We start from the raw sequence: 15852 nt of genomic DNA, 5'->3' as shown, positions 1-15852 counted from the left end.
CATCATGACACGTTGAGATGCATTCGGGCAAACACAAACCCGTCAGACCAGGCGGCGACGACGCCGCAAGGTCAGAAGCGTCGCCGCAAGCAGCAGCATCACTCCGCGAGAGGGCTCCGGCACCACCACCAGAACCCCTTGAGACATGAATGCGCTCGTATCCCAGTAGTAACCCACCGCCAGATCTGGCAGATCCAGATCTCCTGCAGAAGTGAGACCTGCAAACTGCCCGCTGGTCACGGTGAAACCTCCCTGAATGAGCCCCACCCAGTCCACGAGATTGAACACATCGCCCGTGCGGGCCGCATAACCATCGTTGATCAGAAGAATCGTCCCGCTCCCATAGGTGACCGACTCCCGAGTCCCCAGTGTGAGCGTTCCCGTCATGGCCACCGCATCATGATTGGTCAGGGTGCTGGCAGGCACGTTCCAGGCAGGACTGTTCGCCGAGTAGTACGTCTGGGCATCCACCCAGCTTCCACCTGTGATGGCTCCGTAGAGTGCTGAGTCCAGGGGGATGGTGGCGGAGGTCAATTGCAGCTGGATCTGTCCGCCCGTGGCCACGGTGAGGCTTCCCATGGAAAGGCGCCCTTTTCCTGCCCCGGCGAGATCCCCCGGTTTCAGGAAAGCATCATTTTGAATCACGACCTGATTGTTGATCACGCCCGTGCCCGCCAGGGTTCCGGTTGCTTGGACGGTGGTGGCACTGCTGATGGAACCCGCCTGTCCTTCCCCCACCTGGAACACACCCGCCTGCACGGTGGTGGCTCCAGTGTACCCGTTCACTCCGGATGCGATCAGCGTCCCAGCTGTCGTCTTCGTAAATGCCCCTCCACCATTCAGCTCCTGCAGGTTCCGTATGCGCCCTTGTTGGGCCACGAAGTTTACCAGAGCATTCGCCGCTGCCGATCCAATCGTGCCTCCCGTCATATCCAGGGTCCCGCCATTTAGCGTGATCGTCGCCGTGGCAGAAGCACTGGCCCCTTTGGTGACATTCCCGCCGATGGTGAAAGTGCCGCCTGTCAGATTGAGGTTTGCAGTGGCGAGCCCCGTTCCGTTGTTGTGTGCAGCCATCGTGACATCCCCCGTCACATCAAAGGTGCCGCCCCCCATGTTCAGATTCGCCGTGGCAAAGGACGCCGTAGTGCTGCCGGTACCTGAGGAGTAGTTGCCCAGTACCAACGATGCAGCCGTTACGCTGTTGGCGCTGGAAGTCCCGAGACTCATGGTCGCCGTCGCCGTACCTACGCCGCCTCCGGTCTTTTCCCCAATGACCACCGCTCCGAGATTCGCGATGAACGTGCCCGCCGTCATGTCGAATGTACTTGTGGTCAGGGTTCCCGTATTGCCTGGGTTCCGCCCAATGTTGAGCGTGGTGGAGCCTCCGCTGAGGCCTTGTACCGTCAACGTACCGCCGCTGGCCAGAGTCGCCTCCCCACTGCCTTTAAAGCCACCAATCGTCAGCAACGGCGTATTCACCACGTTGGTGCCACTGCCAAACGCCACGGTGTTCACCCCAGACACCCCCGGCGTACTGCTGCTTGCCACCACAAAGCTCGTGGAAGCCGTGATGGTATTGTTGGTCGCCAGGAAGAGGTCCCCTTCCAATGCCACGTTGCCACCGCTGACGTACACGCCGAGGCGCACCATGCCTACGTTGGCAGTGAAATTGGCCGTCCCTCTCAGATCCACCGTCCCCTTTCGGGCAGTCGTTGAGGCATCATTGATCACCCCGATGTCGAGGTTGCTTCCGGAGCCACTGCCCACCGTCAGACTTCCTCCCGCGACCGCGTAGTTCAGGCTGCCCGTTCCCAAGGTTCCCACCTGCAGCGTACCAGAGAAGCTGTTGGTCGCCCCACCCAGATTCATGGTCCCGGCGGTGACGGTTGCCGTGGTCAATGAAACCTGATTCCCAAAGGTGAGTGTACCAGCGTTCACCTGAACCGAACTGCTAAAGTTGTTCGCCCCATTGGCCACCATCGTCCCATCTCCACTCTTGATGAAGGCGCCAGCGCCGCCAATCGCGTTGGCCACCGTCAACGTCGCACCCGTATTCACGGTAAATGTCCCGCCCAAAGCACCGAGTGTGATCCCTCGATTGACGTCATCCAGGAGCATGCTCGCTGTGACGACCAATGCGCCCCCATTGAGAGTGAGTTGGTCTGCCTGGAATCCGCCCGTAGGATTGCCACCCAGCCCGGTTTCCGCCGTGATCTGGACAGCGCCTCCGTTCACAATCGTTTTCCCCGTGTAAGTGTTGGCACCTGACAGCACCACGACGCCGGAGCCTGCCTTGATCAGATCCGCCGCACCTGAAACGGAGCCAGACACCGTCAGGACGGCTGCCGCATCGGCCACAGTCCAGGTCTGACTGCCCTGCAAAATCACATTCGGGCTGAAGCTGATGCTGCCCGAACCAGTGAAAAGGCTGAAGCCTCCTGCACCCAAGGTCAGTGTGTTGCCTCCTGTAACCACCGTATTGCTGCCGCCAGTACCTGAACCGGCAAGGAACGTCACGCTTTTCACAGCGAGATCTGCTCCCAGCGTCGTGGTGAAGTTCTGAGCACCAGTGGCACTGAAGAACACATCCGTCCCTGCATCGGGCCCCACTTGCGTGTCGGTGGCACCATCGGCTGCCGTCGCCCAGTTGGTATTGCCATTGAGTTGGGCTGCATTCCAAACTCCGGTTCCCGTCCCCGTCAAGTCTCCCTTCCAGTAGGCTTGCGGCGGACTCGGCTGGGAGGCAGCAGTGACATTGAGCACCAGGTTGTTACCTTGGGTATTGTCCAGGGTGTAGATATAAGCCCCTCCATTAAATATGGACCCCAGAGTGAAGGCACCGTAGTTCGTAGCGTTCGCACTCTGGATCAAGACATAGCTGGAAGACAACGGAGTTCCGGAAACGTACAGGTCCGTGAACACCGTGGTGGCAGCGACATTGATGAACTGACCTGCACCGAGAACCAGCTTGTCATTCGCGACCCCGTTGATCCCGAAACCAAGCACGGTAGATCCTCCTGTGCTACCCAGCGTCAGCAGGTTGCCCGTTCCCATAAGGCTATGGCTGGCTCCGCTGCCAGTGGATGCCACATTGAGCACCAGTCCGGCCCCATTGGCCACCGTGATGCCAGAGCTGGCCGCCAGGCCTGCTGCGTGGCGCACTTCCAAACGTCCTGCGTTCACCTGCGTGGTACCCGCAAAGGTGGACGCCCCCGTCAGGATCAGCGTTCCTGCGCCTTCCTTTTCAAACCGGGTCAACGCCCCGCCAGAGAGAGAGCCAGCCACCGTCAGCGTGTTGGCAGCCCCCGTCACCTCGATGTTGGCAACCTCACCTCCCAGGGTGACGTGTTGATTATTTCCCAGGACCGCCGCGAGGCCGGTGCTGGTGAGCGTGGCGTTCTCCAGGATGGAGATGGTATTCCCCACGGCGTTGTTGCCAAGACTGTTGCTAAAGCTGACTCCCCCCTCTTCAATCACCAGCGCTCCGGAGAACGTGTTGTTCCCATTCAAGGCCAGAGTTCCCGTTCCCCGCTTCACATACTTGCCACTGCCGGACAGGTCTTTGGTGAGCGTAAGGGCAGAGGCATTGGTATAGTCAAACACCACCAGGGCATTGTTGACGATGCTGCTGGCGAAGTTGTTGGTGTTAAGAAGGTACAGTGTCCCGCCATTCACCGTGGTTCCCCCCGTGTACCGGATCTGCGTGCCAGACAGGATCTGCATGCCCGACCCGAGTTTGGTCAGACTGAGCGGGTTGGCATCTGCGCTGCCGGAACTGTTGTCCCGCAGGTAGCCATTGTAGGTAAAGTCACGATCACTGTTCAGGATCAACGCACCGGCTGAAGTGACGGTGTCACCCTCGCGGTTTTCAATGACGCCTGCCCCCGTCACGTCAGAGATACCCGCCACCGTTTCAGTATGTCCCAACAGTTTGAAGTAAGCCCACCGGCTGCTGGCAGCGACACCATTGAAGACAATGGTCGCCGTGTCCGCGATCTGCTCGTCCGCCCCTAATGCCGCACCCGCAATGCCACTTGCCGGAGTACCGACTGAACCAATCTGCAGATTCCCAGTGACAGCCTGATTGGTCACTCCGTTAAACAGCACGCCCTGCGAAACCCCAGCAGTCGCGCCTGTGATGTTCGATGTGTGTCCTACCACAAACGTACCCGTAAAGCTCGATGCTCCCTGAATCGTCAACAGTCCCGACCCGGACTTGATGAAGTTTCCAGGCCCGGTCATATCCAGCCCGTTCTGCCACACGTAGCTGATGCCATTCGTATCCAGGATCCCACCTGCATTCGAGATCGTCATCGCGCGGGAACTGAGGTCATCCGAAAAACCAGCGCCCAGACGGAGCGTGCCTCCATTGAACCTCAGACCGCCAGAGCCGAGGTTTGCCAGACCAGCCACCTGCAAAATGCCTTCGTTCAAGTAAGTGCCACCGCCGTAGCTGTTGGATCCGGAAAGGATCAGGGTGCCGCGCCCCGATTTGGTGAGGGAGGCCCCAGTGCTGGTGAGATTCGACGCGATCTCCACCGTCAATGCAGGAGTGGTAGCCGTGGAGACCGGATTCACCACCTGGATGATATACTCATTGGTGCTTCCTACCTGAATGCCGCTGAAACCATTGAGCAGGATCCCATGAGCACTGGAGGCAGTGGCGGCTGTGTTGAGCGTGAAGAGGAAGGCACCGCTGGTGTTGGTCAGCAAGCCGGAACCCGACACGGTCAGACTTCCCGCAGCGACGGTGGCATCATGCAGGATCAGAGAGTTGATCGTCTGCGCGCCGAGTCCGGTCAGATTCGCAGACAGAGACTCCCGGATGTTGTCCTGAGCGGTACCACCCGCAGCGAAGGTGCGGAACTCTGTCGTGAGATCCAGCACCACAAAGCCTCTGTTGTCCACATAGGTCACAAAGCTGTTTCCCATGTTGCTGTCAGAGAGATCATCCAAGATCGTCTCTCCGATCGCCCACGGCACGATGCTGACGTTCTTGTTTGAAGCACCGGTCGCAGCGCCACCACCGACGAGATTCGAGGTCATGAATGCCGCATCATTGGCATCCGCAATCTTGAGCACGGAGCGCTGCCCCGTTGTGGCTCCGAGAGCTGCACCCCGGATGTTGAACGTCGTACCGACATTTCGCGTGATGCCATTGGCCGCAATGATGCCCGCGACAGAACTGGTGCCACCCGCAGCTTCCAGACCGGCGTAGTTGGCACCACTGGCCAGGACCAGCGATCCTACGGTTTCCGTCATGTTGCTGTTGTTGTCCGTGCGTACAGACAGCCCTCTGGCCCGGGTTTCACCCGCCCAGGGAGCATTGACCGAATTGAGCGTGATCACCGCGGCGTCCGAGATGCGCGTGGTGTTGGAGGAATCGTCGTCGTTGTCGATCAAGAACGAGCTTCCAGCATTGAGGTTGATCTCAACGCTTCCACTCAGATGACCAGCCGAGCCTGAGATGTAGAGCATGCCTCCATTCACATTTAGCGCCCCCGTAAACGCTGCTGCAGTGTTCCCCGTCAACTGGAGGTTGCCATTGCCCACCTTGGTGATGGTGCCGCTCCCGGTAAAGACACCGCTGTAGGTGGCACTGCCAGTCTGGTTGATCGTGAGGGCGCTGCCTGCGCCGAGTGAGATGGTTCCGCTGGAAATGTTGGTGGTATCGATGCCCAACCTACCGATCGTTTCGGACGCCCCCGCCGCCAGTTCCAGGGTGGTCCCCGTCTTCATATGCACACTGGTCGCATCCCCGATCGCGTTGCCACCGCGGAGGACCAAAGTGCCTTCATTCAGGGCCACAAAGCTGGCCGCGCCGTTGTTGAGGCTGGTCGCGAAATAGTTGTCTCCTGAAAGCACCAACGCTCCCGCGCCACTCTTGGTAAGGGTGGTGGTCCCGAAGAGTCGTGAGCCGATCTCAAACGCGGACAACGTGTTGTACTGATGAACGATGATTTCCCCGGTGACGCCAGAGGTCGCCCCTGCCAGCTGACCTCCCACGATGGAAGTCGCATTGGCCCCTACCCCAGCATCCACGTAGACAGCGCCATTGCGCAGAGTGAAGCGGCTCTCCGCTCCCACGTTCACGGAAGACGCCGAGCCTGCAGCCACAAAACTCAAGGTGGACGCCGCCGATGACTGTGTGCCGATAGTTCCTGAGAACGCTCCTGTATTGGTGACATTGTCCGTTCCCCACCAAGCGGTGACGTCATTCTTGTTTGCCCCCGTGGCGTGCACCACGTTACCTGAGCCGTCAGTGGCGGCCAAACGCGTGATGCCGCCTGTCGTCAGTGTGGCATAGGGCAACAACGAGCTCAGATGGTCCGTCTTCACGTTGGCACTGCCATTGTTGTAGGTGAAGACCAGGGTGGAACCGCCCACTGTCCTTGTGACGGCGCCGAGACTGAGCGATGCCTGCTGTCCGGTGCCGGCATTCACATTCACTCTGCTAGTGCCCAGAATCAGGGTGGTGCTGGCCACCACCTGATTGGTCGCGGCCGAGGCATTGCCGTTGATGGTCAGCACCGGATTGGCCGCGGCTGGGATGAGCGAGCCGAGGGTAAGCACCCCGCCGATCTTGCTGGCGTTGTTGGTCGTGTAGTCAAGGACCAAGGTGCCCTCTTGGATGTTGGTCGCTCCTGTCGCAGTGCGAGATCCGGAGAAGACAAACGTGGCGTTGCTCACCTTCGTGATGGCACCTGCGCCTGCCAGAGTGATGCCACTCTCCACCGTGCCATTCCGCAGGGAGAAGGTCCCGGCCGTGGTGATGGTGCCCGTACCGGTGACATTGCCAATGTTGGTACCGTTGCCCACCTGCAGGCCATTGGCGCCAATCGAAATGTCCGCTGCGAGATCCAGCCGCCCGGCCGCCGCCGCGGAGGCCGACGAGGAATCGCCGACGAGGATCATGTCCGTGCCCAGGCTGATGCCGTTGTTTACCAGCACATTCACCCGGCCGCCGTTGCGAATGAAGATGTCGTCCCCCTGATGCACTCCTGAAGTTCCCGCCGTTCCCCCAACGTTCACCACGGCAGAGTCCTGGACGCTCGTACCATCGATGACGATATCGTCGGTGGCATTGAGCGCATTGCTCACGTTGGCATTCACGATGCCCGCGTCGATCACCCAGTCATCGGTCACGGTGGTGGCAGCGTTGATGTTCAGTATCCCGGTGCTGTTCTTCTGCAGATCAGAACCTGAACCGGCAACCGTCACGGTGTTGTTGAGGGTGATGTCTCCCGTTCCGGAGAAGATCACCCTGTTGTCAGTCACGAATCCTGTTCCATTGATGGCCCCGTTGAAGGTCAGTTCCACCAATGCACTGGTCGAGGTGTTCGCCGTGATGGTTCTGCTTCCTCCCGGATTGGTGTACAGCAATCCCGCATTGAAGGTCGAGCCCAAGGGATTGTTGGTGCCGTTATAGGTGATATTGCCCCCCAGATTGATCACCCCAGTGCCCGCCGTATCGAGGACATTCGCGGTAGAGGTCGCCGAAGCGCCGCCCAAGGTAATGGAGGCGAGCGTTGGAGTGCCGCCATTCACATCGAATGAGGCCGTTACTCCCGCAGCAGCGGTGATCGTCAACGCGCTGTTTCCGGTCAAGTTTCCACCCGTGGCGAGTTGCAGTGTCCCCCCGGTAATCAACGTGGCCCCTGTGTAAGTATTGACCCCGCCGAGACTCAATGTCCCGATTCCCACCTTGGTCAGTCCCATGGTGCCCGCTGCACCGTTCCGGATCACCCCACCAAAGGCGGTGCTGCTATTCAAAGCTCCCACCGTGAGAATGGAGGCATTGGCCGAATGGTTGTTCTCAACAAAACCAGTGCCTGAAAGGGAGCCCACGTTGGCATTGTTGCCGTTGAGCCGGAGGATTGCTGTACCATTGACCGTGTAGGCAGAATTGGCACTGAATCCCGTCGCAGAACCCGCCTGCAGCACTCCGGTGGAGACCACCGTGGCTCCTGAATAGGTGCTGTTGCCGGACAAGGTCACGGTACCCGCACCCGCCTTGGTCAGCATGCCAGTCCCCGTGATGGGGCCACTGATAGTGAGAGTTGCGCCGGTGGCGCTCATGGTCCAGGTCTGATCTGCCCCCAGAGCAACAGGAGCGGAGATGGTGATGTTGCCAGCGTTGTCATCGACCGTGAGGCCGCTGGTTGAAACCGCAGGAGCCAGCGTCAGCGTGCCAGAAGTACCCTGAGCGATGGTCACGCTCGTGACACCGGCTGGCGCATTGGTGAATCTGAGGCTGCCAATGGCAAAATCCCCATCCAACGTGGTGGAAATAGTCGGCCCCGTCGTAGCGCTGGAACTGAAAATCACGCCATTGGCAATCCCCGGCAACGCCGCAGCATCGACCGTCCCCGCCGCATTGGAGGCCCAGTTGGTAGAGCCAAGGGCGTAGCTGGCCCAGCTGTTCCCCAGATCACCACGCCAATACACGTCCCCAATCAAGGCAGACAACACATTCAACTGCACCGAAGTGGCAGATGAGGTGAGACTGTACGCGTACCCCGTGAGATGGGCCGTGTAGCTGGCACTGCCCAAACCACCCGTCGCAGTGAGTAGGTTGTAGCTGCCCACCCCAAAGCCTGCCAGCTTGCTCAATTCGAATCGGACCGAATTGGCCGTGACGGCCAGACCTGAAGAAGTGATCAAATCCGAGGTGGTGCCCAGCTCCAGCCCCAGTCTCGCCGTCCCCGTGCCCGCCCCGAGGTTCAAGGTGCCAACATTCGAGAGCGGCACCCCCGTACCGTTCGCGAGATTCAAGTAACCGCCACCCGCAACGGCAATGGTCTGAATGGAGGCTGGAGCCAGCAGCGACCCCGTAAGATTCATCGTGGCCCCAGTGCTGACGTTGAGAGCATTCGTCCCATTCAGGCTCCCAGTAATAGTCAGGATGCCAGCGGACGCATTGGTCGCCCCGGTGTGGGTCGCCGCTCCATTGACAATGAGAGCCCCAGTACCGGTCTTCGTGAAAGTCGCACCAGTGCCTGAGATCCCACCGCCAGACGTGAGCACCCCGGTGGCAGTATTGGCGTCCACGCTCCCCCCACCCGTTCCCAGGGCCAAGGAACGATTTGCCCCCAAATCGAGAGCACCCGCCCCTGTGTATCGCAACACCGCACCGTTGCTGAGGCCAAGCGTGTTCGTAGCGGCCGAAGCATCACCCAGATTCTCACTCGCCGAGAATGCCAAAGCTCCGCCGGTGACGCTGACGGCTCCCGCGAAGGTGTTGGTACCGCTCAACGTCAGCACCCCGGCCCCTGACTTGGTGAGTCCACCAGAAGTGTTGGCGGCCAGGCTGACCGTACCGATCGTGGCAGCCGTAGCCGCGCCGCCTCCGGCGAGCGTCACTGTAGGAGTTCCTGTGTAGTCCACACCGGGATTGGTGATGGTGATGCTAGCCACCTTCAGGGTGCCAATGCCCGTGCCGTCATCCACCATGTTGGCAATCGCGGTCGCACCGACGCCAAGGCCACTGATGGTGACCGCTGGAGCCCCGATGTAGCCTGAACCGCCGTCAATCACCTGGATGGTGGACACACCGTCGCCCGTGGCTGCAAGCATGTTCGCACCAATGGTGAGATCGAAGGTGTTGGTATCAATCACAGCCCCACCTGCAAAGGCCCCAAAGGCCCCGTTCACCGTAACCCGGTTTACCGTAGTGGGAATAAAGGTGGTGCTCGCCGCTCCCGCACGCAGAGTGCCGCCGCTAAAGTTGATGTAGCTCGTCCCCGAAGTGCGGGTGAATGAGTTGGTCACGAGAGTGCCAGCGTTGAGATTGACGATGGCGGTGCCCGTCCAGGTGCCCCCGCCAAACTGCACACTGCGTCCCGTGTTGTCCAGCATGCCGCCCGTGAGATTCAGCTCAGCGCGCCCCGTACCCTGCCAGCCCAGGGCAATGTTCTGCCCGGCAGCATTGTGATTGAGCGTACCCCCGGCCACCGTGAGCACCCCGATGGACGCGCCATGACGGGCCAGCAGCAGGAATCCAGTGTTGTTCACTGTACCGCCCGTGATCAGGCCCACCCCAATGCCACCAGTGGTATTGGCTCCCTGAACCCCGCCGAACTGGAACCTGGCTAGGTTCAACGTGCCACCCGACATGACAAGACTGCCGTAGCCTCCATTGGCCGCGCCGAAAGCCGGGATCGTGTCCTGGGTCTCAGCCGTCGTCGCAGTGTAAGAACCGCCACTGATATTGACCGCTCCTGACGCCCCATTGGCGTTGCCCACCACTAGAAGCGCGCTGGAGATCGAACCGCCTGTTGTCACGTTCAGCACGGCATTGCCGGCCGTATTCCCCACAATGACGTTTGAGGTCGTGGTGATGCTCCCACTCGTGCCATTCCCCACCGTCAGTGTCCCTGCACTGACCGTCGCGGTGCCCGTGAAAGTATTGGCCCCAGTCAGGGTCATGGTGCCTGTGCCCGTCTTCACCAGGGAGAGCGTGCCGGTACCCGCTCCGCTGTTGTTCCGCAGGATCCCACTGAACAGCGTGCTGAGATTGTTCGCTCCTACCGTGAGGGTCGCGGCCGTGCTGGCATGGTTGTTTTCGACAATGCCGGATCCCGCCAGCGATCCCATGGCATTGGCAAAACCATTGAGCCGCACGATGGCAGGACTGTTCACTGTATACGCCGAACTACCACTGAAGGCCGATGCTACCCCACCCACCACCGTTCCTCCGGAGATCGTGGTCGTTCCCGAGTTCGTGGAAACGCCGTTGATGGACAAGGTGCCAGTCCCCGACTTCGTGAGATTCCCCGAACCAGAGATTCCTCCAGACACGGTCAACGAGGAACCGTTCGCGCCCGTACCCACTACGTTCCAGGTCTGAGCGGCCCCGAGAACGAGGGGTGCTGAGATGGTCACACTGCCAGCATTGTCCTGTACGAGAATCCCAGTCGTATCAGTGATAGGAGCCAGCGTCAGCGAGTTGGTGGAGTTGATTCCAGGAGCAATGGCGACAGAAGTGACGCCATTGGGCACTGCGGTGAAGGTGAGATCACGAATGACGTAGTTGCCATCCAAGGTGGTAGTGACGGCAGGTCCGGCGACTGGGCTGGCACTGAAGATCACCGAGTTTGAAGCGCCAGGATTACCTCCGGCATTGAGCGTGCCCGCTGCGTCGGTGGTCCAGTTGGTGACCCCGGCATTGTAGGCGGACCAGCTATTGTTCAGGGCTCCCCGCCAATAGAGATCTCCCGCCGCCATGGCAGCGAGCTGCAACGTTACCTTGGTGTCACTGGTGACGAGGTTGTAGGTGTAACCACCTGCCACGGATGACAAAGAGTAGGTCGCTCCGCTCAGTCCACTCCCAGCAGTGAGCAGGTCATAGCTCAAGGACTGCCCAAAACCGCTGAGAGCAAAGATGTTGAAGGCGATGTTGTTGGCGGTGACGATCGACCCGCTGCTAACATAGCGGTCAGAAGCAGCCGTGTTCGCGCCCAGTTCCAACCCCAGCGTCGCCGTACCCGTCCCGGTGCCAAAACTCAGCGTTCCCGATGAAAAGGAATAAAGCTGAGCCGTCTGATTGTTCAGATTCAAAGTCCCTCCTCCTGCCACCGTGATGCTGCTAGTGGCAAGCACCGCACCCTGCGATCCCGTGAGATGCACTGTGCCAGCGCCGATCACCGTGCTTCCGGTATAGGAAATCTCTGCACCTCCCAGGGTTTGCGCTCCCGCACCAGTCTTGACCAGCGACAAGGCTCCACCGCCAGTGCCATCCCGCAGAGTGCCGCTAAATATCGTGGAGGTTCCGTCAGTGCCCAGGGTAAGAGTCACCGCAGAGCCATTCGCGTTCTCCATCAAGCCCGCTCCGGCAAGTGAACCCAAAGAATTGCTGAAGCCGTCCAGCCTGACCGTACCAGCCGCAGCCACAGTCATGGCGGACCCGTTGCCAAAGGCGCTGGTTGAGCCAGCGTAAAGCAGCCCCCCGTTCACAGCGGTGGCGCCGGAGTAGGCATTGTTTCCCGCAAGCGTCCAGGTTCCCGTTCCTGACTTGATGATGCCCACAGGATCCGTTCCGTTGGCAATGTTCCCACTCATGCGCCCCACCCCAGCGGTCGAACCTTGCAAGGTCAGCGACTTGACACCGGCCGCCGCCGTGACCGCACTCGTGAACTCCAGCAGACCAGTGCCTGACTGGTCGATGATGGCAACCCCTGTGGACGCAGACAAGTTGATCGTCCTGTCCGTCGTTTCGCCCGCGCCTGTGTAGATCAATCGAGAAGTCGTGGTTGCACCGGTACCGATATTGATGACCGAGTTCACCCCGAGGTTGCCCGCCGTCCCCGCATTGCCGATCTTGGTCACAGAGACCGCCTGCCCCTGGATGTTGGCCGTCCCTGTGAAGATGTTGTCGGCCGTGAGGAACGTGACCCCCGTGCTGTTCGTGCCCCCATGAAAATCAATCGTCGTAGCTGTGCCATCCGCGATCACCGTGTTGATCACCAGTGTCTTGCCGCTCGCTGCACCATAGTCGCCATTGGCCGCACCCAGGAGGATGCGTCCTCCTCCCGTACCATTGATGGTACCGCTGTTGGTGGTGACCAGGGCTGAGCTCCCAGTGAGGATCACATCGTTCCCGGTGATGTCGATCGTCCCACCATCCACGGTAAAGCGAAGGCCACCGGTGTTGATCCCCGCGCCAGCCAGAGTCAGGACATTGGCAGACGCCTGGGTGATCACAGATCCACTGGTGCCGAAAATAGCATTGTTCACCGTGTAGTTGTCACTGCGATTGAAGATCAGCGTGCCCGTCAAGTTAACAGCACCCGTCCCCAAGGAGCCCGTTGTCCCCCCATTGCCCACACGAAGCGTACCGGCGGTGATGGTGGTCATCCCGCTGTAGGTGTTCTCACCCGTCAGCACCCACAGGCCCGCTCCGCTCTTGGTCAGAGTGGTTGATCCGCCGTTGTCACCCAGGACCCCAGCCAGAATGTTGGCCCCCGTATTCGTGCCCGTGAGCGTGAAACTGCGGGCACCGCTCTGGCCATTAAAACCGATGGCACCGGTCCCGCTAAAGTTCACCACCGCGGCTGCAGTAGCACTGGAGGAATCTATTGCTCCGCCGCCCAGCCCAATACTGAAGAGTCGATCCGTGCTGGCTGCGGCCGCCCCGGTGAACTGCAGCGTACCGCCGTTCAGCACCAGATCTGCTGCCGAGCCTGCGGATGATCCTTGACCGATGCTGCTGGCGATGTTCACATTCGCCAGTACGGTCACATTGGTGATGCCCGCCGCCAGGGTGGTAGAGCCCGTGTAAGTGTTCGTGCCCGCCAGCGTGACCAAGCCTGCACCAGTCCCGGATCGGTTCACAGAGACAACTCCTGTCCCGTTGTCGGCGATCACGGAGTTCACGGTCAGGGCTGCTCCGGAGTAGGCGGAGAGAATCAATTCCCCTGCCGTGTTGTCTGATCCTCCGGCGGTGACGGTGCCAGAGTTGGCCGCCGTGCCAATGGTCAACGAGCCTGTGGTGGATGCCGTAGGAGTGATGAGCAACCCACCGGCTGCGCCAAATCGCAAAATCTTGCCCGCCGTATCAACGATGACTGCGGTAGTGCTGTTTTGCGTCAGGGTGTTGATGCTGGTGGTGCCTGCGGCCAGGGCCATGTTGGCCCCCGATCCCGCCGAATTGATCCTGACATTGGTGTTCACACCGTTGGCGATGGATGCCCCCAGGGCCGCAATGTCGGTGAAGGTGCCGTAGGCCACCACCTTGCCAGTGCCGTCATTCATGGCAAAGCTGGCCCCACCGTTCACGGTGGCCCAGGCCCCGAGGATTCCAGAGGCATCATTGGCCTGATTGGTCAGAATCACTGCGGTGGTCCCCAAGGTGCCCGTGGTCGCTTTGAAGTCCACCGTACCACCCCTCGTCGTTCGTGTGATCCCCAAGGTGCCGCCGGTGCCCCGCAGATCCAGGGTGGTGATGGTGCCGGCGTTGTTGACATCAACCGTGCCCGCCCCTCCCGCCAGCTCCAGGCCATTCAATACCATGGTGACCGAGGCACCGGATCGTCCCAAATATTGGAACGTACCCGTCCCGCTCAGCACCAGGCCGGAGGCACTGTTGATGGGGGCTGCATTCGTCGCAGCACTAGCCACCAGCGTGCCGCCATTCACGATCGTGTTGCCTGTGTAGGTATTCAGCCCGCTCAGCACCAGCGTACCCGCTCCCGCACCCACCTTGGTCAGATTCATGCCGCTTCCGGAAATAACCCCAGAGATGGTCAACGCGGCCGTATTGGTCACCCCCATGCTGGCATGACCAGCCAGCGTGATGGCCGAAGCACTGCTTCCCGCCGTGGTCGTGGAGTTGGTCAGTGCCCCCGTGTTGTTCACCCCGCTCCCCTGCACTGTGATGGGAATGGCATTCAGCGCCGCCCGGATGTCAAGAGAAGCTCCATCAGCCACGGTAATCGTCTTGCCACCTGCCACCGCACCGACCGCCCCCGCGTTCTGAACCCGAAGTGTTCCGGACTGGACATTCACACTGCCCGTGAAGGTATGGGCCACACTTGTGTTTCCCAAGATCACGGTACCCGTGCCGGAACCCGTGATGGTCAAGTTGCCAGTCCCACTGAACTGCCCCGCGTCATCCAGCGTCAGGCTCACTCCGTTGACCACGTTGAAGGTGCCACCGCCCGTGCCGATAACGAACGACTTGCCACTGGTGGAGGCTGGGTTCGCGGAGTTCACCGGAGCGACGACGGCACCGTTGGTGAGCGTGATGGCCTTGGTGCCTGCTCCCAAGGACAGCAAATCGGTGGTGCCGGTGAGGACCTCCAATCGCGAAGCGTTGACGGAGATGTCCCCGGTGAAGGTGTTCGTGGCCGCCATGAGTCTGACGGTACCGCCACCGCTGATCGCCATGCCGTTCGAGCCCGCGGTCACCGTCCCGGCCAGCACCGAATTGAGATTGAGTCGGGTGCCCGTCGCCACCTGCACGGCGAGAGATGAGGCACCAGAGGAAAGGGACCCGCCCGCGAGCGTCAGCGTGCCCTCCTCCAACGTCACCCCGGCCGCGATCTGAGTACCCGCAAGAATCACTTGGTACGCGCCTTTGGCATTGTTACCCGCCGCAAAGGCCGCAATCTGCCCGGCTGTCCACGTGGAAGGAACACCCGTGCCGTCAGCCTGAGGGTTCCAGTTGGCCGCAGTTGAGTTCCACACTCCTGAGGGACCACTCCCTCCACCCGACCCAGCCACGTTACCATTGAGATCCCAGTACAACACCGACTGCGAGTGCAGCGGCAGCACAAGTAGTTGAGCAACAGTAAGAAACGAAGCGAGAACAACGAAAACCTTCATAGGAATTTGTCGGAATGGGAATATTCCGACTGGTGAATACTAAGTACCCACAATAATTTCGTCCACTAGAAAACCCCTATTCCAAAGTCCCCTGCACGCAAATGCGGGCGATTCTCGAGCCATGTCTTGTCCCTAACCCCTCGCAGAAATGATGGGGCGTTCACCCCATATACAATTTCAGCCAATGCTTCGAGAGTATGCAGCAAAGATCACCGCCAACTACCCCTCATATGAGTTCTCACCACAAATACAACGTCACTGAATATCGTCCCGGAATGGGAATCACGTCACCAGCATTGCCACCTATAGAACCACTGGACAAAGACACCCAAAACAAAGAGCCCATCCCAAGCCAACAGCAATCACCCAGCAGCCAGACACTCAATGATCTGACTGGTTCTTCCATCTTCGTCCCACCTCCGATTCGCACAGCAGACGATTCCACCTCTGAGCAAACGGATGCTGGCTAGACGCTTCGCTAGTCCAAAAAATGCATCACGACGAACGCAGGGCTCTTTGCGCTTTCTC

Annotated in this window: 1 protein-coding gene; it reads right to left on the bottom strand. The window is 60.0% G+C overall.

Annotation, left to right across the window (positions count from 1 at the left end; translation table 11 throughout):
* Window positions 1–42: 42 nt before the first annotated feature.
* Window positions 43–15324 carry an autotransporter-associated beta strand repeat-containing protein gene (locus tag BV106_RS38740; RefSeq protein ID WP_038167792.1) on the bottom strand — a complete coding sequence of 5094 codons (15282 nt, stop codon included), beginning with the start codon at window positions 15322–15324 and terminating at the stop codon, window positions 43–45.
* Window positions 15325–15852 lie beyond the last annotated feature (528 nt).

Origin of the sequence: Verrucomicrobium sp. BvORR106, assembly GCF_000739655.1 — a bacterium.
Taxonomy (GTDB): domain Bacteria; phylum Verrucomicrobiota; class Verrucomicrobiia; order Verrucomicrobiales; family Verrucomicrobiaceae; genus Verrucomicrobium.
This window is presented reverse-complemented; position numbering and strand designations above follow the sequence as displayed.